The organism is Nostoc sp. (genome assembly GCF_036919495.1).
Lineage (GTDB): Bacteria > Cyanobacteriota > Cyanobacteriia > Cyanobacteriales > Nostocaceae > Nostoc.
Map to the genome: position 1 here is coordinate 1 of NZ_JBALBZ010000141.1, position 20,583 is coordinate 20,583.

The 20,583-nt window shown below is 41.8% G+C and carries 16 protein-coding genes and 1 tRNA gene; 8 read left to right on the top strand and 9 right to left on the bottom strand.

Going from position 1 to position 20,583, the window contains the following annotated elements; genetic code table 11:
- Window positions 1-106: 106 nt before the first annotated feature.
- Window positions 107-652, bottom strand: coding sequence for a hypothetical protein (locus V7K25_RS19465; RefSeq protein WP_335160149.1), 546 nt, complete (start codon window positions 650-652; stop codon window positions 107-109).
- Between the two features lie 346 nt (window positions 653-998).
- Here V7K25_RS19465 and gor point away from each other — a divergent pair, with 346 nt between their 5' ends.
- From gor to V7K25_RS19480, 3 genes are all read left to right on the top strand, one after another.
- Window positions 999-2,375, top strand: coding sequence for a glutathione-disulfide reductase (gor, locus tag V7K25_RS19470; RefSeq protein ID WP_335160150.1), 1,377 nt, complete (start codon window positions 999-1,001; stop codon window positions 2,373-2,375).
- A gap of 101 nt (window positions 2,376-2,476) precedes the next feature.
- Window positions 2,477-3,112, top strand: a complete 636-nt coding sequence (locus V7K25_RS19475; RefSeq protein ID WP_335160237.1) for a YqiA/YcfP family alpha/beta fold hydrolase — start codon at window positions 2,477-2,479, stop codon at window positions 3,110-3,112.
- Between the two features lie 120 nt (window positions 3,113-3,232).
- Window positions 3,233-4,378 carry a histidinol-phosphate transaminase gene (locus V7K25_RS19480; protein ID WP_335160151.1) on the top strand — a complete coding sequence of 382 codons (1,146 nt, stop codon included), beginning with the start codon at window positions 3,233-3,235 and terminating at the stop codon, window positions 4,376-4,378.
- Between the two features lie 8 nt (window positions 4,379-4,386).
- On the opposite strand, the gene V7K25_RS19485 is transcribed toward V7K25_RS19480, so the two are convergent.
- From V7K25_RS19485 to V7K25_RS19495, 3 genes are all read right to left on the bottom strand, one after another.
- Window positions 4,387-4,947: a hypothetical protein gene (locus tag V7K25_RS19485; RefSeq protein WP_335160152.1), complete on the bottom strand. Its 561-nt coding sequence runs from the start codon at window positions 4,945-4,947 to the stop codon at window positions 4,387-4,389.
- A gap of 549 nt (window positions 4,948-5,496) precedes the next feature.
- Window positions 5,497-5,646, bottom strand: a complete 150-nt coding sequence (locus V7K25_RS19490) for a hypothetical protein (RefSeq protein WP_335160153.1) — start codon at window positions 5,644-5,646, stop codon at window positions 5,497-5,499.
- A 139-nt stretch (window positions 5,647-5,785) separates the two neighbouring features.
- Entirely contained in the window at window positions 5,786-6,418 is a 633-nt protein-coding gene (locus tag V7K25_RS19495; protein WP_442948101.1) for a GNAT family N-acetyltransferase, read from the bottom strand.
- 1,242 nt (window positions 6,419-7,660) lie between these two features.
- Between V7K25_RS19495 and V7K25_RS19500 the strand changes: the two genes are divergently transcribed.
- From V7K25_RS19500 to V7K25_RS19510, 3 genes are all read left to right on the top strand, one after another.
- Window positions 7,661-11,191 (top strand): response regulator, encoded by a 3,531-nt coding sequence (locus V7K25_RS19500; protein WP_335160154.1) that lies wholly within the window; start codon window positions 7,661-7,663, stop codon window positions 11,189-11,191.
- A gap of 68 nt (window positions 11,192-11,259) precedes the next feature.
- Window positions 11,260-12,510 carry a hypothetical protein gene (locus V7K25_RS19505; RefSeq protein ID WP_335160155.1) on the top strand — a complete coding sequence of 417 codons (1,251 nt, stop codon included), beginning with the start codon at window positions 11,260-11,262 and terminating at the stop codon, window positions 12,508-12,510.
- 50 nt (window positions 12,511-12,560) lie between these two features.
- A tRNA-Gly gene (locus tag V7K25_RS19510) sits at window positions 12,561-12,631 on the top strand.
- 530 nt (window positions 12,632-13,161) lie between these two features.
- Here the strand turns inward: V7K25_RS19510 and pstB are convergent.
- From pstB to pstS, 4 genes are all read right to left on the bottom strand, one after another.
- A complete protein-coding gene (gene pstB / locus V7K25_RS19515; RefSeq protein ID WP_335160156.1) occupies window positions 13,162-13,968 on the bottom strand; it encodes a phosphate ABC transporter ATP-binding protein PstB in 807 nt (268 codons plus the stop codon).
- Window positions 13,969-14,025: 57 nt separating this feature from the next.
- Window positions 14,026-14,907, bottom strand: a complete 882-nt coding sequence (gene pstA / locus V7K25_RS19520) for a phosphate ABC transporter permease PstA (RefSeq protein WP_335160157.1) — start codon at window positions 14,905-14,907, stop codon at window positions 14,026-14,028.
- Between the two features lie 19 nt (window positions 14,908-14,926).
- Entirely contained in the window at window positions 14,927-15,877 is a 951-nt protein-coding gene (gene pstC, locus V7K25_RS19525; RefSeq protein WP_335160158.1) for a phosphate ABC transporter permease subunit PstC, read from the bottom strand.
- Window positions 15,878-16,061: 184 nt separating this feature from the next.
- Window positions 16,062-17,246 carry a phosphate ABC transporter substrate-binding protein PstS gene (gene pstS / locus V7K25_RS19530; protein ID WP_335160159.1) on the bottom strand — a complete coding sequence of 395 codons (1,185 nt, stop codon included), beginning with the start codon at window positions 17,244-17,246 and terminating at the stop codon, window positions 16,062-16,064.
- Window positions 17,247-18,124: 878 nt separating this feature from the next.
- Between pstS and V7K25_RS19535 the strand changes: the two genes are divergently transcribed.
- Together V7K25_RS19535 and lspA are read left to right on the top strand one after the other, a co-directional pair.
- Entirely contained in the window at window positions 18,125-18,712 is a 588-nt protein-coding gene (locus V7K25_RS19535) for a biotin transporter BioY (protein WP_335160160.1), read from the top strand.
- A gap of 93 nt (window positions 18,713-18,805) precedes the next feature.
- Window positions 18,806-19,282 (top strand): signal peptidase II, encoded by a 477-nt coding sequence (gene lspA / locus V7K25_RS19540; protein WP_335160161.1) that lies wholly within the window; start codon window positions 18,806-18,808, stop codon window positions 19,280-19,282.
- A gap of 208 nt (window positions 19,283-19,490) precedes the next feature.
- Here the strand turns inward: lspA and V7K25_RS19545 are convergent, their stop codons facing one another.
- The gene (locus V7K25_RS19545; RefSeq protein WP_335160162.1) at window positions 19,491-20,192 is read right to left on the bottom strand and encodes a hypothetical protein; all 702 of its coding nucleotides are present in this window, start codon (window positions 20,190-20,192) and stop codon (window positions 19,491-19,493) included.
- Between the last annotated feature and the right edge of the window lie 391 nt (window positions 20,193-20,583).

Genomic DNA, 20,583 nt, shown 5'->3' on the forward strand with positions numbered 1-20,583 from the left:
GTAACCTCAACTACTTCAACGCCTGTAACCTCAACTACTTCAACGCCTGTAACCTCAACTACTTCAACGCCTGTAACCTCAACTACTTCAACGCCTGTAACCTCAACTACTTCAACGCCCGTAACCCCAACTCCTCTAACGCCCGTAACCTCAACTCCTCTAACGCCCGTAACCTCAACTCCTCTAACCCCTGTAACTCCAAATCCTCTAACGTCTGTAACCTCAACTCCTCAAACGCCCGTAACCCCAACTGAGCCAACACCCGTAACCCTAACTCCTCAAACACCCGTAACCCTAACTCCTCAAACACCCGTAACCCCAACTCCTCAAACACCCGTAACCCCAACTCCTCAAACACCCGTAACCCCAACTCCTCCAACGCCCGTAACCCCAACTCCTCCAACGCCCGTAACCCCAACTCCTCAAACACCCGTAACCCCAACTCCTCAAACACCCGTAACCCCAACTCCTCCAACGCCCGTAACCCCAACTGAGCCAACACCCGTAACCCCAACTCCTCCAACACCCGTAACCCCAACTGAGCCAACACCCGTAACCCCAACTCCTCCAACGCCCGTAACCCCAACTCCTCCAACACCCGTAACCCCAACTCCTCCAACACCTGTAACACCAACTCAGCTTCCAAGCACATAAAAACTGCTAATGGAGGTACAAAATGTTCTGCGAATGCCGAAGGCGGTTGGTTTTGTCATAATTTTAATTTTGCGTAAGTACTGTGGGACTTAGCTGCTCCAAGGCAGTAGCACAGATTTATGCCCGAAACCAGAGGCAGAACCATGACAAACAATTTTAGTTACTGCCTCTACAGCAACCAAAGCAAAAAGTGATATTCCCTACGACGAGAGAACATCTGCTAACGCTAGATTAAATCAAGGACAGGACTTACACAGGGTTCACCGGATATCCTTATATAATTCAATGACGTTTTCTGTGTAAGTTCCCAGGAACTAATTTATTGCTAAAGAGAACATAAATTTATGACTTTTGATTACGACCTGTTTGTAATTGGTGCGGGTTCTGGAGGTTTGGCGGCTTCCAAACGGGCAGCTAGCTATGGGGCAAAGGTGGCGATCGCAGAATATGATTTAGTTGGTGGCACTTGTGTTATTCGCGGTTGCATTCCCAAAAAACTCATGGTCTATGGATCTCACTTTCCTGCACTGTTCAGTGAAGCTTCAGGCTATGGCTGGAAAGTAGGTAATGCCGAGTTAGACTGGGAATATTTCATTACATCTATAGATAAGGAAGTTCGGCGACTGTCGCAACTACATATCAGCTTTTTAGAAAAAGCGGGAGTAGAATTAATTTCTGGTCGCGCCACATTGCTAGACCCTCACACAGTAGAAGTGGATGGACGGAAAGTTACAGCAGATAAAATTTTAATTGCTGTTGGTGGGCGTCCCATCAAGCCAGATTTACCAGGGATGGAATATGGCATTACCTCCAACGAAATCTTTCATCTAAAAGAACAACCAAAACACATCGTCATTCTTGGCGCTGGTTATATTGGCACAGAATTTGCCTGTATCATGCGTGGTTTGGGTTCTGAGGTTACACAAATTACCAGAGGTGAAAAGATTTTGAAGGGGTTTGATGAGGACATCCGTACAGAAATTGAAGAGGGGATGACGAACCACGGAATTCGGCTAATTAAGAATAATGTGGTAAAAACAGTTGAACGCGTGCCGGAAGGTTTTAAACTGACTTTATCAGGGGAAGACCAAGAACCAGTAATTGCCGATGTGTTTTTAGTGGCGACTGGTCGAACTCCCAATGTCGATGGACTAGGTTTAGAAAACGCTGGGGTTGATGTTGTTGCTACTTCTATGGAAGGGCCAGGTTACAATACCACAAATGCGATCGCAGTCAATGAATATAGTCAAACTAATCAACCGAATATCTTTGCCGTTGGCGATGTCACAGACCGAATCAATTTAACTCCCGTCGCCATTGGTGAAGGTCGCGCCTTTGCTGATAGTGAATTCGGTAATAACCGCCGCGAATTCAGTCACGAAACTGTTCCCACTGCCATATTTTCTACCCCAGAAGCCGCTACAGTCGGCTGGACTGAAGCTGAAGCACGGGAAAAACTCGGTGATGCCGTCAAAATTTTTCACACTCGCTTTCGACCTATGTACTATAGTTTGACTGGTAAGCAAGAGAAAACAATGATGAAGTTGGTGGTTGATAGCAACACTGACAAAGTGCTAGGCGCTCACATGGTGGGTGAACATGCTGGTGAGATAATTCAAGGTGTAGCGATCGCTGTGAAGATGGGCGCAACTAAAAAAGACTTTGACGCTACCGTTGGTATCCATCCCTCAGTAGCGGAAGAATTTGTCACAATGCGGTAATAAGATTTAGGAGTTAAGAGTTAAGAATTTTAAGTTATGAGTTGAAGAAAGAAACTCATAACTTAAAATTCTTAACTTCTCACTCCCAACTATCTACAGCTTTGCAATATATATATCTTCACGGTTTCGCTTCTGGCCCTAATTCTGCCAAAGCGCGGGATATAGGCGATCGCTTTGCCCAAATTCACACAAAGCTAAAAATTCCGGATCTAAATGCTGGCGATTTTTCGCAGTTGACAATCACTCGTCAAATTACTCAAGTTGCCGCAGAATTCAGTAATAATTCTACGCCAGTAACGCTCATTGGCTCAAGTTTAGGCGGCTTGACCTCTGCCCACTTAGGACAGCAATATTTACAAGTACAACGTCTCGTGCTGCTAGCACCAGCTTTTGAGTTTTTATCCCATTGGTTACCCAAGCTAGGCGATGAAGAACTACAACGTTGGCAGCAAGAAAAATATATCATGGTCTACCACTATGGCCAGGAGCGAAAGCTTCCCTTAAGTTACGATTTTGTTACAGATGCTGCCCAATACCAAGAGAAGTTTTTGCAACGTCCTATCCCCACCCTGATTTTGCATGGAAAAAACGATGAAGTTATCCCCATCGAAGCCAGTCGTAACTTTGGGCGTTCGCGTCCTTGGGTAGAGTTAGTCGAACTCGACAGCGATCACGCCTTGGGTAATGTTATAGAAGAAATTTGGCAGGCAATTCGCCTCTTTTGCCAATTACCTTGAAGCTGTAAAATATTAAACTCTTACATAAATAATGTCCTTAGTCATTTGTCCTTTCTTTAGTTACAAATGACAAATGACAAATGACAAATGACCAATGAATAATTACTAATTACTAAAATTATGCTTCCCTTTATCCGGTCAGATTTAGCCAAATTTAGTGCGTACAAAGCTCACCCTAGCAGCGATACAGCCGAATCTGTCCCCGGGCAATTTGATCGGCTAGATACAAATGAAAGCCCTTATGATTTACCACCTGAGTTAAAAGAAAAGTTAGCCTGGACATATCAGCAAGTAATTGAAACAAATCGTTATCCCGATGGCGGACATGAGACACTTAAAGATGCGATCGCCCAATACGTAAATGAATCAGCCGGTTTTTCGCTATCCAATACTGCTGCCAATATTTCTGTTGGAAATGGTTCAGATGAACTAATCCGTTCTTTATTAATCGCCACCTGTTTAGGAGGAGAAGGTTCAATTCTAGTTGCCAATCCCACTTTCTCGATGTACGGAATTTTGGCACAAACTTTAGGTATTCCTGTAGTTGCGGTGGGTAGAAATGAAACAAATTTTGAAATTGACTTAAAAGCTGCACAGGCTGCGATCGAAAATACTCAAAATCCCCCCATTCGCGTAGTTTTTGTAGTGCATCCCAATTCACCGACAGCCAATAGCTTAACTGCGGCAGAGTTGGCATGGTTAAGAAGTTTGAGTGAGCATATTTTGGTAGTAATTGATGAAGCTTACTTTGAATTCAGTCAAACTACCCTAGTAGGTGAATTAGCACAGCGTCCTAATTGGGTAATATTACGCACTTTTTCTAAAGCTTTCCGGTTGGCAGCTCTCCGTATTGGCTATTGCGTCGCTCATCCCGAAGCGATCGCCATCTTAGAAAAAGTTCGCTTACCTTACAATCTCCCTAGCTTTTCCATAGCAGCAGCATTAGTTGCTTTACAAAACCGTACAATCTTATTAGAGTCAATTCCCCAAATCCTGAGTGAACGAGCCAAACTCATCGAAATTTTATCCCAGCAACCAGAACTACAAATTACCGCAAGCGCTGCTAACTTTATTTACCTACGTCTTAAACCAAATAGCTTTAATTCACAAGATGCTGCGTTAAAAACTTTCCACCAGAAACTTAGAACACTTGGCACCGTTGTGCGACACATTAGCCCAGGATTGCGAATTACTGTAGGAACAATCGAGGAAAACGCCCGTACTATTAATCGAGTTCAAGCTGCTTTGGCAAATTTGGAATTTTAGCAATTCACTCAGTAATTAAATCGGCTGTTTACCTCACTGCCTAAACGGCGTACCATTCCCACTGTTTGCGGCAGCACACCTACTAAAAGAGCAAAAGCAACATCCGGCAGAAGAGCCACTATATCTGGTGGAAAGTATTGTTCAAATTGATCGAGAATTTTCTGAACTCGCTGCCCAGGCACTGGGTTTTCTGTAATTTGTTTGATCAATCGAATCCACTGTCGCCTAATCTTGTAAGCATTCTGGCGTTCTTGATTAGAATTAGATTCGAGAGTTAATAAAGACAGATTACCTATGGGCAGTGCCCTTTGGCAATCACAATCGTAATCCCCACCTACAGCAGCCCCAGGCCCAGCAAACTCTGCATGGTAGCGTTTAAAGAGGATTAATCCATTTCGTCTACGACTATTGACGATGAAAACTTCCCCACTGTGTAAACGTGTAAGGATATCCGAGCCTTGCGATTGCTCAGTTCCGTCTGGCATGACAAGAGAATCATGGAAACTAGCTTCAGGGTAATAAGTTGATACCATAGAGGTCTGATAGCGCCGATGCTGTTCGCTATCCATGTTTTTTAAACTTTCAACGAATTTGGTAGTAGTATGCACTTCAAAACAAAATTAGCTTTTATGTCAAATCAGGTTTTTGAATTCTTTATATTATCAAGACTATTTGTGCCAATTTTCCTAAGATAGTAATAAATAGGCAGTGTTTAGTAATTGAGTGATTATATTTTATGAGATATAACTACATTTGTCTTCCAATTATGAGAGGGTTTTCTTAAAGTTTTTATAAAGATGAATATCTTAATTAAAAAGTTATTATGAGCTATTGCTAGTTTTATCCGAGCAATTCTACAGCTATTTTCATTATAATTAATTTATTTATCTATATAAAATATTCTAAAATACTTGTCGTTTAATAGCAAACAAAAAAGGCAAAGTTTAATAAATTAATCCTTTAAGATAAGTTTTTCAAAGTTATATATTTTTTAATATTACGAATAAAAAGCTCTATAAAAAGTACAAACAGAATGTGCTTAAAAAAATTATTTAAAGCTATATAACAGTCCTAAATGATTCGTAAACTTTTTTGCTTCTTTTCTTCTTTACGAGACGCTACGCATCGGCGGAAACCTCTCGTAGATGTAGTGGTTCAATAATTTTTTCAAAAATATAAGTATGTGTAGGGTGCGTTAGAACGGAGTCTGTAACAAAGTCTTTGGACAGTGCTGTACTCTCGTCTGGCACACCTTGCATGTATTTCAAAAATAAAATATCAGTCCTTTAGCTAATAGTAGCTTAGTTTTAATTAAGTTATTTTGTGCTTTAATTATCTATATTAGTAAAAATTTTCCCAAAAGTAATTACAACATCAAAACTTGCTTATTCTCTGCCCAAATAAAATTCAAATAGTGGAATCAGTACTCAAAGGCTTGTGCAATAACATTTGGCTTGAGCGTCTTAGGAAAAATTTATTCCAATTCGATTCGACTTTATGCACCCGATATCCCAACTTGAAATAAAGTTGCCTTGCTTGATGGTTATTTTCCAAAACGTGGAGATATAAGTCTTGAAATCCCCAGTCACGAGAAACTTTTTCACAGCTAGTCAGTAACCCTGAAGCAACACCGTGTCTACGGTATTGTGGGTGAACTGCTAAATTAGATAAGTAAGGAAAACCCATGCCAACCTGGCTCCACGAATCACTGTAACGTACACCCAGTTCTACACTTCCCACTAAGTTGTTAGCCGCACCACTAGTAGCTTCAAAAGCGACTAAACAAATATGACGCGACGGAGGTGATGCCATGCGATGCCTTAAGTCTTCGTAAATACCGAGACGTAGCAATGGAAAAGCCCATCCCCACATACCCTGTTGGGAGTGAAAGCTTTCAGCAATAATTTGAGAAACACTGATCAAATCAGCGGATGTAGCTGTACGAATTTGAAATTGGCAGCAAGCTGGATTGATTGGCTGTTGCTGGCATGGATGAAAAAACCGATATTTCAAGGCTAGTTTAGTATTGATTTTATTCAACGAAAATTTTCTCAAATCTCCTCAAATACCATTTCAACTGAAGAAAAACTTTATATCTGCCCAGGATATTGAACTAACCTAAGATTGCTAATTCGCTTTTGCTTGTGGAGCATACAAAGTTTTCCACTTTAGTTTGGGGTTTTATAGCCTGTATTTTTGGAAAAGTCAAAGTCTTACAAGTTACAGCTTCATCAAGCTACAATCTTAAGTTCAGTAGGTTCAAGTGCATCCCTTGCTTTAGGTAGGGAGAATATCAGTTTGTTTACCACAAAAACATCTGTAAAGTGGAACAGGTTTAGGTGAATGGGTAGATAACTAGCATAACCTGTCCGTAAACATTACCTACAAAATTGTTAAGTAAGTACACTACTGACAAATTCTGCTTGCAAACCACCTTTAGTTACAGTACTGAACTCGCTTAGGCAATTGCCGCTACACTAACAGGACTTTACTACTACATACAGGTCGGCAGAAATAAACCTATCATTTCATTACAGCCAAACAGCTCAAAATTATAGACTTTTAACTTTTGAGAGCCAGTTGCTTCTCTTCTCTACGAGAGGCTGCGCCCTAAGCGAATCTAATGCCGCAGGCTTTACGAGACGCTGTGCGTAGCTTGCTTCCTCGGAGGAGTACAAGTCGGCACCGCAAGGGCGCACTGGCTTTGATAGGTCATAGTAACAGCCTGTGCAGGTGCTGGGGAAGAATCTTCAATATCTAAAATCCCTAACTTATTAACCCTACACTTGTCTTAATGATAGTTCTGATTGCTAAATTAGAAGGAGGTATTTGTCTAATAGTATACTTTAGGCTTTAAATCTTTTTATTTTAATATTACTGACTCTACCATGACTACCATAAATAAAATTTACCTGCAAGTGTTAGTACAACCGCTGCAAAGGGCAAACTTAATATGCAGCTTCATGTGGATTTGTCAGCTAGCTATGAGCGCTGTATGTAGTATCAGACATTACTCACAGGAGGTGAAGGAAGATTTGGCAAGGAAGCAGCGACTCTGTAACCCTAAAACTGATTATGAAAGCAATTACACTGCACCAACGCAAACGGTAATAGGCATAAGCCATTGAGACTAATTACTGTGCGTAAACGCTCCTACACTCAGCAGTCATGTAGCCAAAAAGCCTTATTGGTCGAAATGCTCTGCTCTTACCTGACTCAGAAAAATCCTTACCTGATCAGATTATTCTTTATCCGACTGCCGTTGCAGCAGGAAAGCGGTGCATGAAATCCCAAGCAAACAGTAAGCCTAAAATTTTGGTTGTCGATGATGAACCAGACAACCTTGACTTGCTTTACCGCACTTTCTATCGCGACTATAAGGTGCTAAGGGCAAACTCTGGCCCTGCGGCACTCGATCTGCTGGCTCAAGAGGGGGAGGTCGCGGTAATCATCTCCGATCAGCGGATGCCGATGATGAGCGGTACAGAATTTTTGAGCCTGACAGCAACTCAATATCCAGATATTATCAGGATTATTTTAACTGGCTACACCGATGTCGAAGACCTGGTGGAAGCTATCAACGCTGGTAAGGTATTTAAATATGTTACTAAACCGTGGGAAGCTGAGGAACTCAAAGCAGTGGTACGACAAGCTTTGGATACTCACAATGTCCTCAAAGCCCGCACCCGCGAACTTACCCGCACACTCCGACAAGAATCGCTGCTGAATACTGTCACAAATACGATTCGCAGTGCTTTAGACTATCGCCAAATTTTGCAGGCAATTGTAGATACAGTAGGTCACATGTTGGAGGTGGATGTTTGCCTATTGCGTCCCTTCCAAGATGAGCAGTTAGCAGATAAAGGATTTATTTATCAGAAGCCTCTTTCTGAAGAAACAGGGGTGCAGGCAAATAATTCTTCTGCTGTACCCCTCTCACCCTCTGTCCCTCTGCCTCTTTTGGCTCAAACTGTGTGGGAAACTCGTGAAGTCCAGGTGATTCACTATGTAAGTGATGATAAGCGGATTCATGGTAATACTCCCGAACTGCGCCAACGTGGGGAAGCTTTTACTGCCGCTAACATTTGCTCTAGTTTAGTTGTGCCATTGATCTGCCAACAAGAACTGATGGCAGTGCTGGCACTGCATCAGTGTTCTCTGCCTCGCTTGTGGGAGGAGGATGAGGTGCAGCTAGTGTTGATGGTGGCGGATCAGGCAGCTTTAGCTTTGTCTCAAGCTTATGCTTACGAGCAAGTACGTGCCCTTGCCAAGCGAGAAGCCCTAATTAATACAATTACTAGCGCGATTCGCTCTAGCTTAGACCCCCAAGATATTTTTGCGGCGATCACCCAGCAATTGGGACAAGCATTACAAGTCGATGGCTGTGTCTTGTCTTTGTGGACAGAGGAAGATGAGTTTGTCCAGTGTGTGGGCTTGTATGACAGTTTTCAACATTCGGAAAATTTACGTAGGCACAGCCCAACCCAGGTATCACCAACCCTAGACAGTAATTCCAGTAGCAATAATCACCTGTTACCTCCGAGATTACCCTATTCTCAAGCATCTATACAGGAGAATCCAATCCTCCAACAAATGCTACAGACACATGAACCTGTGGTAATTGGTAATGTGAGCCATTCTCCCTCAGATGTGCAGGGTTTTGATTTGCCGTTAAACATGCCAGCGCGATCGCTAATGTTTGTGCCATTATTGGCTGATGGTAAATGTATCGGTAGTATTACTTTACATGAAGGTAAAAAAGTACGCCGATGGCTGTCATCTGATATTGATTTGGCTAAAGCAGTAGCAGCTCAAGCAGCGATCGCTGTACAGCAGTCATACTTATATCAAAAAACTCGCCAACAAGCTGAACGCTTACTGGAATTAGATAAACAAAAAACTGAATTTTTCCAAAATATTTCCCATGAGTTTCGTACACCCATCACCTTGATTCAAGGACCTTTAGAATCGGCGGTGGCGGCTGGTGAAGGATTATCTTACTCCCAAAGTGCGATCGCCCTGCGTAACTCCCGCCGTCTACTGCGACTGGTAAATCAACTCCTAGATTTACAACGCCTGAATGCGGGGAGAATGCAGCCTAGTTTCCATCCCTGCGATTTAGCAGAATTTGTCACCCAAATTGTGGAATCTTTTCGTCCCTACTGCGAGAAAAAGAGATTGCATCTCGTCACCCAGTTAGATGAATGTTCTCCGGTGTACTTGGACATGGAAAAATTTGACAAGGTGGTTTATAACCTCCTGTCAAATGCCATGAAGTTTACTCCCGAAGGTGGGACGATTAGTGTCAGACTAAAATCTGAGCGCGATCGCTGCATATTGCAAGTACAAGATACTGGAATTGGTATTGTTAAAGAACAAATTCCCCACCTTTTTGAGCGCTTCCGCCAAGCTGAAGGTTCAGCAAACCGATCCTATGAAGGTAGTGGTTTGGGTTTAGCTTTAGTTAAAGAATTAGTCGAATTACATGGTGGTCAAGTCACTGTGGAATCAGTTTACGGCCAAGGCACTACCTTTAGTTTATTGCTTGTGACTGGAAATGCTCATTTACCCACACAGCAAGTAATAGAAACGCCTACCGAACTTAATACAAGCCGCGCTAGCGTAGAATTGGCTGATTTAGAATTGGTAGAGTCAACAACAGACAATATTGAAGATATTAAAATAAACCTTTCCCCCAGTATTGATACTCAAGACTCAGCACTTAAGACTCAGCACTCAATTTTAGTTGTAGATGATAACCCGGATTTACGAACCTATGTATCTGAGATTTTCCGGCGTAATGGCTATCATGTGCAGACAGCTCGTAACGGTTCTGAAGGGCACAGTAGAGCTAAGGAAATTATACCCAGCTTGATTGTGACTGACTTAATGATGCCCTTGGTGAGCGGACTTGAAATGATTCAGATGATCCGCAAAGAGGAGAAGTTGAGAGGAATACCAATCATTCTGCTGACAGCAAAAGCTGATGAGGAAACCCGCATCGAAGGTACAGAACATGGTGCAGATGCTTATTTAGCAAAACCATTTAATGATCGGGAACTTTTGGCGGAAGTTCGGAATCTTTTGGCATTGAAGGAAAATGAACGGCGAATTGTGGAGTTAAATACTTATCTAACAGAATCGGTGCTAAAGCGCTTTTTACCAGCTGTATTGGTACAAAAAGCCGCAACCGGAGATTTAACGTTAGATTTGCGCCCAGAACCACGCTTAATTACAGTTTTGTTTAGTGATATCGTGGGTTTTACACAGCTATCAAATACTCTCAGATCCCGACGAGTCGCAGAGTTACTAAATGAATATTTAGAAGCCATGACCAAAGTTGTATTTGGCAATGGCGGCACTGTAGATAAATTTATGGGAGATGCTATCTTAGCTTTATATGGAGCGCCGGAAGAGCTAACCCCCAATGAACAAGTGCGTCGTGCCATCAGTACAGCAAGAGCAATGCACCGCTCACTGGCTGAGTTGAACCAGCGCTGGCGAAACCAAGGCGTATTCGATGGTGACAGACTTACTAGCGTCCAGTTTCGGTGCGGTATCCACCAAGGTACTGCTGTTGTGGGGATGTTTGGTAGTTCTGAACGGGCTGATTATACTGCTATTGGCCCAAGTGTGAATATTGCTGCAAGATTGCAAGCTGCTGCTGTTCCCGGTACGATTCTAGTTTCTGCTGCCGTGGCAGATTATTTGCAGGAAGAAGAAATTACTAAAGGTAGTCCGCTAGAACTTAAAGGAGTAGATGAAACAGTTTTGACTTTTGCTGTTACACCAGAAGTAATGGTTAATCGCTAAAATTTAGGCTGGTATTTTAAAGCATTAACAATGAGTAAGAGTGCCTAATCATATCCAGTTTATATAATATGCCACTATCAGTTGCAGACAAAACTCCAATTCCAAGCAAAGTCTGGAGGCGACACAGCGATCCACCAGCTTTGTGGATTTCTGTTGTTATAGGTTCAGTCTCTCTGCACTTGCTAGCGTTCTGGCTAATGCGCTCATCTAATGCATTTAGTCTGTGGTTTCCCCAACAAAGTCAATCTGCTGTTCCCATTGAATTGATAGACATTGCTCCCAAATCAAAATCAATAACCAAAATCAAATCAACAGCTAAAACAGTTTCGCCAAAGCCAGCATCCGCAACTCAAAAGTCTGTACCAGCACGTTCACCACAAAAGGCACGAACTACGCCCAGAAATCAAGATTTTGGCGCAATAAATTCTGCGGATAATCTCCAACAGAAGAGGCAAACTCACGCCTCTCAACCTAATAGCCAACCCTTTAGACAACAGAGAGTTGCTACGGCGACACCAAAATCTACACCGACACCTACAGTTCCAGTCGGTAATCTACCTTGGAACCGCCGTCAAGAAATCAAACTGGGAAAGGGAACGCTACTACCAACAGGTGTTCCATCAAATTCACCAGGTTCGGAAGCTGAAAACAGAGAAACGCCACGTACCTTCGCTCAGAAAACTCCAGCAACACCGACTAAAGAAACTCCACCAACTCGAACTAGGGAAACTCCACGCATCCCCACTCAGGAAACTCCAGCAACACCGACTAGAGAAACTTCAGCAACACCGACTAAAGAAACTCCACGCACCCACACTCAGGAAACTCCAGCACCACCGACTAAGGAAACTCCACGCACCTCTACTCAGGAAACTCCAGCAACTCCGACTAGAGAAACTCCACGCACCCACACTCAGGGAGCATCGGTAGCAATAGTAGCTCCTTTGCTTAGAGATGAAGTGAGTAGCTTGATACAATCAGGAAGATTACGACAAGATGCTTTACCCGACGTTATCGCTTTATACAGGGGAAGCAACACAAAAGAATTAGACTCAAGTTTTCTTGTTCAGAATTCTGGCCTTGAACCAGCACAACTCTTGGCTAGCTTAATAATTGATAAGAATGGCAATTTTCAACAGGCTGTAGTTCTAGAAATAGAACCAGCAACATTGCAAAGTGAAAAAAGCACATATCAGCAAGTCCTCAGCGAAGTTTTCAAAACAGAAAAGTTTATTGCTGCTCACAACAACGATGGCACAAAACCAGAATTGAGCAATCTGTATGTCAGGATCAAAATCCAACCTGCTAATTCCAACTAAACTCTTGAATTTTTGCAAAAACTGTGTTACATTTATATGGTTGGAAAGTTGCGGGCGTAGTTTAGTGGTAAAACTATAGCCTTCCAAGCTATTAATGCGGGTTCGATTCCCGCCGCCCGCTTAGAAAAAGTCTATAATGCCCTAGTGCAGCACGGTGTAAATTCATCAGATATATTAATATATTAAAGGCAAGAGACAAAATCCCGTTTTCCAAGCTAGGCAAATTTCCGCCACAGTGTACTACTACTCTGTCAAGCTAACAATGCTTGGATTAAATAACCAACCGCAGAGGCACAGAGAACACAGAGAAAGATTTTAAGATTTGGTTTACCAAGGACTCTATAATTATCACAAAACTTACAGTTAGATAATAACTAGCAAGCCAAGCCAATAGTAGTACTGCGATATGTGTGGGACTTATTTTTGAGTGGGTATCTTACCCATGCAGTCAATGTAAGTCTTAATATTAAACAGCTTAATTATTGCTTTTATTGAATAAGAAACAGCCATGATTGAGTAAGCGATGCCTGCGGCAGGCTACGCCTACGCTAACCTTGGCAAACAAATAAAAAACTAGAGGAATATCGCCCAGCTTTAGTTTCCGAGTATCCCTCAATGTTCTAAGATCAACAATGTGTAATATTTATCTACTTATCCAAATCTGCCGCTAACGTAATCTCTAGTATCTTGCTGCTGAGGATTGTTGAAAATTAGTTCTGTGGCGTCGTACTCTACCATGTAGCCGTTACGACCTCCGTTTTCTGTAGTTTTAACATTAAAGAAGGCTGTCTTATCAGAAACCCGCGCTGCTTGCTGCATATTATGGGTAACGATAACGATGGTATATTGCTCTTTAAGTTGGTGAATTAATTCTTCAACCCGCAACGTAGAAATAGGGTCAAGGGCAGAGCAAGGTTCATCCATTAATATAATTTCAGGTTGGACTGCGATCGCACGAGCAATACATAACCTCTGTTGTTGTCCACCAGATAAAGACGAACCACTTTGTCGCAGTTTATCTTTTACTTCGTCCCACAAAGCTGCTTGTCGCAAACTCCGTTCTACTAATTCATCCATATTACCTTTGTAGCCGTTGATTTTGGCTCCAAAAGCAATATTGTCATAAATCGATTTGGGAAAAGGGTTTGGTCTTTGAAACACCATCCCAATCCGACGACGCACTTCTACAGGATCAATGTCGGATGCATACAAGTTTTTATCGTAAAAAAGTATTTTACCATCTGCCCGAAATGACTCAATCAGGTCATTGAGGCGGTTATAGCATCGCAACAAGGTACTTTTACCACAACCAGAAGGGCCGATAAAGGCTGTCACCTGATTTTTTGGTATATCTAGCCAGATATCTTTCAAGGCTAAAAATTTGCCGTAGTAAACGTTGAGGTTTTCGGTGCGTAAAACGGTTTGAGTATCGTTGACTGTGCTAATGTTGTTAGCCATAAATTAAATGTAGTATTAGTTTTAGCGATACAAATCCGCTATGTAGATGCTATTTGACTAAGCTTTCTGGCGAGTTGCCCAGCGAGCGATGATACTTGTGATTAGAACCATCAAGACCAAAATTAAAGATGCTGCCCAAGCTAATGATTGCCAATTTTTAAACGGAGAAATAGCATATTTGTAAACTAAAACAGCAAGAGAAGCTGTCGGTTCAAATAAGCTACCAGGCCAAAAATTGGAAAATAGCGCGGTAAATAGTAAAGGTGCGGTTTCTCCAGATGCTCTGGCGATCGCTAGGGTTGCCCCAGTTACAATTGCAGGTAAGGCTGCTGGCAGCACTACTTGACTCACTGTTTGAAAGTTAGTTGCTCCTAACCCTACAGATGCTTGTCGCAAATCTTGCGATACTAACTGCAAGGCTTCATCAGTGGTTCGGACAATAATTGGCAACATCAAAATTGCCAGTGCAAACCCTCCACCGAGAGCAGAGTATGATCCTAAGTTTAACTTTACCAGTGTCAAAACTACAATGCCATAGGCAAAGACTCCAGCAATGATTGAGGGGACTCCACTCAGAACATTAGCTGCAAAACGTACCCATCTCGCTACATTGGCCGAGCTAAATTCTGTGATGTAAATCGCCGCCAAAACACCAAATGGGATGCTAATCACCGCAGCAATTCCTACCATTAATAGTGTGCCTAAGATTGCATTACCAAAGCCTCCTCCCTGCTGTAGAGCTTTGGGTGGCAGTTCAAAAAAGACGCTGGGACTCAAACTGCTAAAGCCTTGAATAATGACGTAAGAAAGCACTGCTATCAAAGGCACAAGTGCCAATATCCCACAGATAAATGCGACTACAGTCATTACTGTATTAAACAGTGTCCTTTGAGACATGGGAGCGCGAGTTAGACTGCGCTCTGGAAAACTAGAAGTCATAATTCAACCCAAAACTAAGCTATAGTCGCTTGACTCTCAGAACGATAAACTCGGCCATGATATTGACTACCAAGGTCAAGAAGAATAGAACTAAAGCAGCATACATTAAAGCCGAAACTTGCAAACCACTAGCTTCTGAAAATTGATTTGCTAGTAGAGAAGAAATCGTATTGCCTGGTGCTAACAGTGAAATACTAATGTTGTTGGAATTACCAATCAACATTGTTACAGCCATTGTTTCTCCCATTGCTCGACCGAGTGCCAACATCACAGCACTAACTATCCCTGAAAAGGCTGCTGGGATCAGAATTTGTAAGATGGTTTCCCATCGGGTTGCCCCTAGTCCTATAGCGGCTTGGCGCAAACTGGGGGGTATAGAAATCAAGGCATCGCGCGATAGGGCTGTAATGATAGGCAAAGTCATAATTGCTAATATGACTCCCGCCGGTAACATTCCTGGCCCTGTAGGGGAGGTGCTAAAAAATGGTATCCAGCCAAAGTAACTGTTGAGCCATTTTCCCAAGTTAGTTATAATAGGCACTAAAACAAAAATACCCCACACGCCGTAGACAACGCTGGGAATAGCTGCAAGCAGTTCTACCGCAAAAACCAGTACCAACTTCACTTTTGCGGGTAAAAAATCCTCGCTTAGTACAATAGCAGTACCAACTCCAATCGGTACTGCTATCAGTAAACCGATAAAAGAACTCAAGAGAGTTCCATAAATTTGAGGTAGAACCCCGTAGGTATCATTAACCGGGTTCCAAGTGGTGTTAGCTAAAAAGCTAGCACCAAACTTTTGGATGGCGGGCCCAGAAGCAATTGCAACCTGGAAGCCGATCCATAGTAAAGTGGCAGCAACCCCAAAGGCGAAAATTTTAGTAAGCCAAATAAAACCCCGATCTAGGGATTTTTCTACATCAGAGCGATTTTTTGTCGCTGATGAAAGGTTTTGAGAATTTGTAGTCATGACTACCGACTTTCACAATTAAATCAGAGGAAGATATGGGAGGCAACCATATCAACAAATTTGTTGCCTCATCGTCTTTTGAAACCGAGACATTGGTAAAACAGAGTTCCAAATTACGAATGCCTATAGTTTAGTAAGCAGCCTAAAAATTATTGTCTAGGAATGCTTCATGTCTTGACTGTAGCTACTTGCTAGCACTAGTACCACTACCAACAGCGATTTTATAATCTGGACTAATTTGATCGGCAGCAGCAGCCACCTTTGTAATGACGTTTTGGGGTAGAGGAACATACCCTAGTGCAACAGCCTGTTTTTGTCCCTCAGTTAAAGCGTATTCGATCGCAGCTTCAACTGCCTTACCTTTCGCCGCATTGGGATATTTCTTGTAAGCCAAAATCCAGGTATAAGTGACGATGGGATAGGAATCAGCCCCTTCTGGATCGGAGATGAAAACACGGAGATCGGGTGGTAGAGTTGCTGATGCTAGAGTTTTAGAGGCTGACTCCTCACTAGGTACAATAAACTTACCGCCTTTGTTTTCTAAAGCAGCAAACTTGAGATTATTTTGTTTGGCATAGCCGTACTCGACATAACCAATAGAGCCTTGTGTTTGTTGGATTTGGGCGGTAATACCTTCATTACCCTTAGCACCAACTCCCGTAGGCCAGTTGACAGTTTTGCCTTCACCAACTTTAGTCTTCCACTCTGGGCTAATAGCGCTGAGGTGTTTTGTAAACACACCTGTTGTTCCGCTACCATCTGAACGATAAACAACTGTGATTGGCTGTTTAGGAAGCTTTGCACCTGGGTTAGCCTTGGCAATTTGGGGATCATCCCAAGACTTAATTTTGCCTAGTAGAATATCGGCGTAAACAGTTCGTGGTAGCTTTAGTTCTGCAACATCTGGCAAGTTGTAAGCTAGCACGATGCTACCAGCAGTTACAGGCAGTAAAATAACGCCTCTATCTGCTGGCACTTTCTGAATTTCTTCATCCTTCATGGCAACATCGCTGGCACCAAAGTCTACAGTCCCTTTGATAAATTGCTCAACTCCAGCACCGCTACCAACTGAAGCATAATCAACTTGTAGATTTGGATATTTTTTGTTTAAATCCGTAAACCATGTATCATACAGTGGTGCTGGGAAAGACGCACCAGCCCCGCTTAACTTGACATTTCCACCCAAATCTAATTTGGTTGTACTGGAAGCTGTGGTATTTGTAGCAGTACTAGAAGGAGTATCCTTAGTGGCTGTGTTATCTGGGTTTTGCTGTCCGCCACCACATGCAGCTAGGCTGATTGTCAGTGCTAACACTGAAACTGAAGCTGTGAGGCGATGGATTTTTATTACACTAAAATTTGAGGGCATCGCTATCAATGTTTGAATAACTTTTCAGGTGAGCGCTTCTCAGGATACCCCTAAAGGATGAAGGTTAAGGTAAAGGATAGGTTAACAAAGCAAAAAATGCTTGTTTTTTTTTGATGAAGAACAAACACTCGTTTCTACTTTTATTTGATAAAATTTATACTGTTAATTTAGTCACACCTTACAAATATTACCACAGGAACTTGGTTACAGGTATTTACAAAAATTTTAGTACTAGTGTAAATTTATTGGTCAAGTCATAAAAAAATGTATAAAAAATGGCAACCTATGGTAGGATTTAAGCTTTATAAATTTGGGTGTTAAGATAAAAATTGTTTTTGTTTATCAGTTTAAGCAGACTTCAAGCCATAACTAAACAATTTAAGTTTAGTAAGTGAAACTATTGTTGAGAGAAAACAGAAGAAAAACCATAAATTGCCTATTTTATGAGAGTAGGTAGTGCGATCGCTAAAAAATAGTGAATTAAGAAACTATATTTAACGCTTTGTAGCAAAAGTTGGTATTGAATCTAAAAATTTATAAATACTATATTTTATTTACTACTATTATTAACATGTATTAGGTCAAATACCATAATTAGACTCCGCTTCAGCCAATAAAATTACAGCTATAGACACCTAAGCCATAATTTGCAGAACTGAAAAGTTACATACCAAAAAGGCAAAAAAAATATGCTAATTCTTAGAGGTGTCAGCACAAATCTCATTTTAACACTAATGAATATACTAGTACGGCGGACGCAAAAATAAACATACTATTTAAAATGCACAAAAGCCTGAAATACAATCCTTTTGACTTTTGCCTTGCGGTACTAGTTGCAGTTGGTTTTCCCTTTTGCCTTTCCCTGGTTGACTGAATAAATGTTTGCTGCTTCCAATCAATTACTATGGTCAATGATTGGCTTACTCCTAACAATGGGTGGCACTTTCCTAGAAGTTTATGGCATCACCTTACCTTGGAATTGGAGTAAGCACGGAATTCAGACAATTTCATTAGGTGTCACTTTTCAAGTTGGCGCAGTATTGTTAGTGGGTTGTTTAGGGGGCAAAAATGCTGGTGCGCTCTCACAAATTGCCTATTTAGTCATGGGGTTAACCTTATTACCTGTATTTGCGGATGGGGGCGGTATTGGTTATGTTAAGTTATCTCAATTTGGCTATCTATTAGGCTTTATTCCTGGATCTTGGATTTGTGGCTTGTTCGCTTTTAAAGCTAGACCTCGACTAGAAACTCTCACCTTTAGTTGCATTTGTGGCTTGTTAACTATCCACCTATGCGGTATTACTTATTTGATTATTAGCTATATTTTTCAGTGGAAAGGCACAGAAAATCTCCCCTTGATGCAAGCAATCCTTAGATACTCCTGGTTTGCACTACCAGGGCAATTAAATGTGGTCTGTGCCGTTACTGTAATAGCATATATATTGCGTCACTTAATGTTTTATTAGTCATGAAGGGGCTAGAGGCTAGGGGCTAGAAATTTAAAATTTTTCTAATCCTTAGTCCTTAGTCCCTAGTCCCTAATCCTAGCCCCTAGTTTCATGCGTTTAAAAAATCGTCTTTTCTGGATAGCTGCCTTCATAGCTTTTTTCTTAGATCAAATAACAAAATACTGGGTAGTGCAAACCTTTAGCTTGGGGCAAACACTACCACTCTTACCTGGAATATTTCACTTCACCTATGTCACTAATACTGGTGCAGCTTTTAGTCTGTTAAGTGGGAAAGTAGAGTGGTTGCGCTGGTTATCTTTAGGAGTGAGTTTAGTATTGATAGCCTTGGCCTTGTTTGGCCCAACATTAAATTTGTGGGATCAATTAGGCTATGGCTTGATTTTAGGTGGAGCTATGGGCAACGGTATCGATCGCTTTGTTTTAGGCTACGTTGTTGATTTTCTTGATTTTCGCCTGATTAATTTTGCTGTATTTAATGTGGCAGATTCATTTATTAGTATCGGTATTGTTTGCCTATTAATTGCTTCCTTTCAAAAAACACCGACTTCAACTGATAGGTCGCATTAAACTATTAAGCCTGGAATGATTAATCATCCCAGGCTATTAATTGCTAAAACCTTTGCTCAATCCTATATGCGAAGACTTGCTCATTGGTTTGAGCTATTTTGATCTGTTATTTTACACCAGTTTACATAACTGGTGTAAGAGGTCAATATGCACTGGCGATCGCTGATGGCAAACTATTATTCAGATTATGCCTCAGCTTTTAATTTAATTATCGGCTAGGAGTTGGCGAACTAGAGCCTGGAGTATTATTGGGAGAACCAGTACTTGGTTCGGGATTGCTGTCAGTAGTACCAGACTCAGGTGTAGTTGGGTTTCCTGGTACGGTAATGCTGCCAGGAGCGCCAGACTCAGGCGAACTTGAGCTACTTGGTTCGGTACTGCTGCCAGGAGTGCCAGGAGTGCCAGGTTGAACTGGGGTAACGCTTCCTGGTGGAGTTAAGTTGCCAGCAGGGCCTTCAGGTGGGGTAACAGTTCCTGGTGCTGGTGGAGTTAACTTGGTAGGAGCGCTAGAATCTGGTGGGGTAACGGCTCCTGGTGCTGGAGTGCTTTCAGGAGTGGCAGATCCAGCACCAGGTTCAGTTGTGCTACCTGGTGCAGTTGTGCTACCTGGTGCAGTTGTTCCACCTGGTGTAGTTGTTGTGCTACTGGGCGTGGTTTCTGCTGGCGCCGTAGTGCTACCAGGAGCGCTAGTAGGGGTGAGGGCTGTGCCGCCAGGACAACGGGAGTTGAGCGGAAAATACTCGCACAGAATTTTCATCCCTTCTGGCGACATCTTAATTTCCGTTGGTGCACTAGTGGAGTCGCTACTGGATTGGGCTATGGGGGATTTACTGGATTCGGCTACAGCAATGTTAGCGGTGAATGCTAAAGATAAAGCTGCACCAATCAGAGTCAGAGATTTTCCCATCATTCTGTAATTAACCTCAACGGAACACTCGGCCCATTAAAACAGACAATAGGATTTAGAAAATCTTCCTAAATGAATATATTTAGGTTTATTTCAGAATATGTGGATATGTAAAATTGGTAAAAATTAAATCTGTTGTCTACCAATGATTAGTGTTTAAAAATACGTAAATTAAAATCATGTTCGTAGTCATATAATGATTTATATTGATATAGTAAGCCTTTAAGAATGGATATTTTTTTATACTTCTGTTTTAAAGTAATAAAAAATACAGACGCCTTTTAGTAGTAGGCTAATATAAAGTATAAATTAAGTCAAAATATTCCGTATAGATAATTTATGCTTTGGCTTATGAGTAAAATGATGAAAGACTAACATCTAAAATTGATTGTAA

Bases quoted from the DNA above. Each gene is read 5' to 3' on its own strand.
- V7K25_RS19465 (WP_335160149.1), bottom strand. From the start codon at position 652: ATGTGCTTGGAAGCTGAGTTGGTGTTACAGGTGTTGGAGGAGTTGGGG.
- gor (WP_335160150.1), top strand. From the start codon at position 999: ATGACTTTTGATTACGACCTGTTTGTAATTGGTGCGGGTTCTGGAGGT.
- V7K25_RS19480 (WP_335160151.1), top strand. From the start codon at position 3,233: ATGCTTCCCTTTATCCGGTCAGATTTAGCCAAATTTAGTGCGTACAAA.
- V7K25_RS19485 (WP_335160152.1), bottom strand. From the start codon at position 4,947: ATGGATAGCGAACAGCATCGGCGCTATCAGACCTCTATGGTATCAACT.
- V7K25_RS19500 (WP_335160154.1), top strand. From the start codon at position 7,661: ATGAAATCCCAAGCAAACAGTAAGCCTAAAATTTTGGTTGTCGATGAT.
- V7K25_RS19505 (WP_335160155.1), top strand. From the start codon at position 11,260: ATGCCACTATCAGTTGCAGACAAAACTCCAATTCCAAGCAAAGTCTGG.
- pstB (WP_335160156.1), bottom strand. From the start codon at position 13,968: ATGGCTAACAACATTAGCACAGTCAACGATACTCAAACCGTTTTACGC.
- pstA (WP_335160157.1), bottom strand. From the start codon at position 14,907: ATGACTTCTAGTTTTCCAGAGCGCAGTCTAACTCGCGCTCCCATGTCT.
- pstC (WP_335160158.1), bottom strand. From the start codon at position 15,877: ATGACTACAAATTCTCAAAACCTTTCATCAGCGACAAAAAATCGCTCT.
- pstS (WP_335160159.1), bottom strand. From the start codon at position 17,246: ATGCCCTCAAATTTTAGTGTAATAAAAATCCATCGCCTCACAGCTTCA.
- V7K25_RS19535 (WP_335160160.1), top strand. From the start codon at position 18,125: ATGTTTGCTGCTTCCAATCAATTACTATGGTCAATGATTGGCTTACTC.
- lspA (WP_335160161.1), top strand. From the start codon at position 18,806: ATGCGTTTAAAAAATCGTCTTTTCTGGATAGCTGCCTTCATAGCTTTT.
- V7K25_RS19545 (WP_335160162.1), bottom strand. From the start codon at position 20,192: ATGATGGGAAAATCTCTGACTCTGATTGGTGCAGCTTTATCTTTAGCA.